The 3,797-nt window shown below is 58.4% G+C and carries 2 protein-coding genes; one reads left to right on the top strand and one right to left on the bottom strand.

What is annotated here, in order from left to right; genetic code table 11:
• A partial coding sequence (locus QXF46_09320) for a hypothetical protein (GenBank protein ID MEM0227060.1) occupies positions 1–1,658 on the bottom strand: 1,658 nt, incomplete at its 3' end.
• Between the two features lie 76 nt (positions 1,659–1,734).
• On the opposite strand from QXF46_09320, the gene QXF46_09315 reads away from it, so the two are divergent.
• A partial coding sequence (locus tag QXF46_09315) for a M28 family peptidase (GenBank protein MEM0227059.1) occupies positions 1,735–3,797 on the top strand: 2,063 nt, incomplete at its 3' end.

The following is a 3,797-nucleotide window of genomic DNA, read 5'->3' as shown; positions in this document are numbered from 1 at the left end:
GCTGCAAGGGCAACTCCAGCTCCGCCGAGTATCTGGTCGGCTCTGATCACGATCTGCCTCGTGGCGAAAAGGCAGTCGCTGATCGCGTAGAAGGGCCAGAGGCCCATCACGTAGGGGTATACGAAGGAGGGGATCGGAGCCATCCTCCAGAAGAAGTCCATGAAGACTAGCCCCAGCGTTGTCGTGATTACGAAGGCTACCAGAACAGCCTTGTAGTAGTCGATCGGCCTCGTCCTGGTGAGGTAGGCCACCTTCGTCGCGTTCGCGTACCAGGGCGTAGAGAAGCCTGCGATTACAGGCGTGAAAATCCAGCCCGCATAGCCCTGGTAGGGGCTGAAGTAGATGGCTGCTTTCCACATGTTGTAGACGAAATCGGAGCTGAACGTTAGGCCGAGCTCCCCGTAAACCCGCGCGCCTACTAGCGCCATCACGAAGCTCAAACCGATCGAAACGAAGGGAGGGAGCCAGAGGGGGACACCAGGCACCAACGCGTAGTAGAGGAGCACGCTAGCTAGGGTGGAAGCGAAGAAAAGCGCGACTAGGAATGTGGAGGAGGGGTACCCCAGCTCCCGCCTCGTGCCCCCAAGGCGGGTTAACGCTCTGAACGAGTCGGCTATTTTGCGCCAGGAGGTGGCGATGATGAAGAGGGCGAGGCCGAAGCTGATCCCCATGAATGTGGACAGCCATAGCCGTAGAGTTGCCCTCTGGTAGATGAGGAAGATGCTCATCCCCGGCGTATACTCCCTCACCCACTCCGGTGAGAAGTCCCTGAATGTTGTGTAAGTTAGCGTGTTCCCAAAGACCCACGTCGCCAGCGAGCCGAGCATGAGCGAGAAAGTGACCGTGGGCGGGAGGATCATACCGTACAGGAAGCCGGTGGGCTCCGTAGCGATACCGATCGCCGCTCCTGGCAGGAAGTACTGGGTGTAGGGTGTCAGGTCAATCCAGGGGTATGGGATCACAGCTGCACCAGGCCCCAGCACTAGGGGGACTAAGTACACGAGCGTACCGTAAATGGCCCCACCGATCAGAGCGCTGAAGAAGTAGAGGAGTGGCTCGTGCTCCCGCTCGTACAGCGTGTTGATCATGGTCGCGTCAATCTGCGCGAAGGGGAAGGGTAGGGGTTCCACTTCGATGTAGAGGTAGGAGATCAGGATGCCAATCGATATTTCGGCTAGGAGGCCCAGCGCCGCGAACGTGATGCTCACAACTATTGCCGGCAGCCAGTCGGGGTGGAACAACGTTCTGAGCGCGTGGGCTGGGGAGTTAACGGGTGGGGACATCCAGTAGGGGACGAGGTCTCGGACTGGAAGCCCATTAAGCTTGAACTCGAGGCTTAGTGGGTTGTTGACGAAGTAGCTCCTGAAGACTAGCCAGTAGAAAAGGGGCATTGCACCTCCGATGCCGCCCACTACAGAGTAGATGATGAACAGCTCCTGCCTCGTTAGGCTGGCGCCGTAGATCCTGGCTAACGCGCTAAACAGGATGACGGTGATGTAGGTAGCAGCTACACTAGCCCCGGCGCCTACAGCGAGCCAAAGGTACGTCGACGCCGGCAGGAAGATTAGACCCGCGAGGATCATCGCGAGGAGGCTCCTCCATGTCAGCCCCGCGCTAAAGCCTTCTCTGGTGGGAGTTGCATCCGCGCTTCCTCGCATGCGCGCCTCACGCTGCGATGGGATTTAAGGTTTTAGCCTGAATAGTTTTTTAAGTACGTTGAGCGGAGGGACACGTATGGAGCGAAAAGCCGCGGCTGTTGCAGCCTGGATTCTACTAGCTCTGGCTGTCGGCCAGCTGGTTGAAGTAGCACTGGCACAGCCCAGAGACCGTCTGCTCCCTATCGATTTTACGCGCGTTGAGCAGCACGCAGTCACGCTTTCCAGTTTCGGCTCAAGAATGACCGGATACCCAGGCTACTACAAGGCGGCGGACTACATATATAGTTTCTTAAGCCGCGAGCTCGGGCTCAAAGTCGTCAACCACACGTTTAAGGTGTTGGTGCCGATCGAGGTTGAAGCGTACATAGAGGTTCTCGAACCCTTCACCGCGCGGATCCAGGCTCACTCGCTGTACCCTAACGGGGTGAACCCCTCTCCAACTCCACCGGGCGGCTTCGAAGGGGCTCTTGTCTACGTAGGTCGCGGCGATCTGTCGGATTTCGATGGGAAGGATGTCGAGGGGAGTATAGTCGCGATGGATTTCAACTCGCAGGATAACTGGCTCAACGCAGCGAAGCTGGGGGCCAAGGCCGTGGTGTTCATCGAACCCGACGACACCACATACTTCGAGTGCGAGAAGAAGTTCCTCGATACGCCCCTGAACTTCCCACGCTTGTACGTTAGAAGGAGCGACTGGGAGATTCTCAAGAACGCTAGAAGGGTTAGAGTCGTTTCACGGGTGGAGTGGAAGGAGGTAGATGCGGTCAACTACGCTGCGGTAATCGAGGGCAGCCTGCCCAACGATGTCGTCGTAGTGTCGGCCCACTTCGACTCGTGGTCCGTCGTGCCGGCGTTAGCAGCTAGCAGGGTCGAAGCAGTCGCGCCCGCGCTTCTACTCGAGCTGGCGAGGTACCTCAAGGAGAACCGTCCCCGCTACACCGTTTGGGTAGTCTTCCTCTCAGGCCACTGGCAGGCTCTAGCTGGAGCGAGAGCTTTCGTGGAGGACTTCCTGTTCAGCGAGAATGTAACCAGTGGAAGGATTACAGTTTGGGGGTTCATAGGCCTAGACAAGTTCGCCAGCGACGCCGACGGACTGCAACTGCTCCACGCGAGCTTCTACACGACTTACGGTGGAAACTCGATCCACAGCGGCGGCTTCCCGGGTAGGCTATCGTGGGTTATGACGGCTGTCCAAAGCATCCTACGGGAGGATGCAGTGAGAGCATACGCTAAGAACTCCCTAGGCGTTGAAGACCCGTCAGGCCTCGTGAGCATCTTCTTCAACTACCAGGGCTTCTGGGGCACCGAGCCTTTCCCCTACATGCTGGACTCGGAGGCCGTATCCATCGCGGGTCTTCCCGCCTTCTCGATAGTTAGTAGGCGCTCTGGTAGGCTCTACGTCGGGATACCCATCGATGATTCGAGGTACGCGGACTTCACTCGACTGAGACCCTACCTCGAGATCGCCTCTTACATCGTCGTGCGGCTCCTCAACTCTGAATGGCAGGTCGGCAGGACCCATCTCGTTCCGACGCGCTACGATCTGTCGGCCGAGAGAGGTTACGCTGGTTTCACCGTTTTCTACGGGCGAGCCGTCACGTACAACTTCACAAAGGGCTGGTACGACCCAGTCCCCTACGCGATTGTGGAGCTGCAGCTCATAACATCGACGTACAAGCTCAATAAGATCTTCGTCAGGGCGGACAGCGAGGGCCGCTTCACGGTGTACGGGATCCCGCACGCGGGTAGGGGGGCTTACGGCGGAACCGTTGTACCCTTCTCGAGGTGGTTCGTCAGGGGGTGGGTGCTCGACGAGTCCGGGAACGTGATCATGGCCACAGATCTCGGCCAGTTCGGTATGCAGAACTTCCCCCTCATAATCCACGTCCTCCACCCGTACACGAACGTGACGGTGGTTCTCACCGAGTGCGTGACCGTCGAGCTCTTCGACGTCAACATACCCTCAACTCTCAACACTCCGAGCATGCCCGACCCCAGGACGAGCTACTTCGACTGGTGGAGGCAGGCGCCCGCGGTGCTGCAGCCGTACGACCTGCTCAGCAAGAGTCTACCTCTCAGCTACGGCTTCTACTACAACGGCTTCGAGGACGTAGCCCTGGTTTGGGTTCAGCCGAACCT

The organism is Thermofilaceae archaeon (assembly GCA_038731975.1).
Lineage (GTDB): Archaea > Thermoproteota > Thermoprotei > Thermofilales > Thermofilaceae > JANXEW01.
This window is presented reverse-complemented; position numbering and strand designations above follow the sequence as displayed.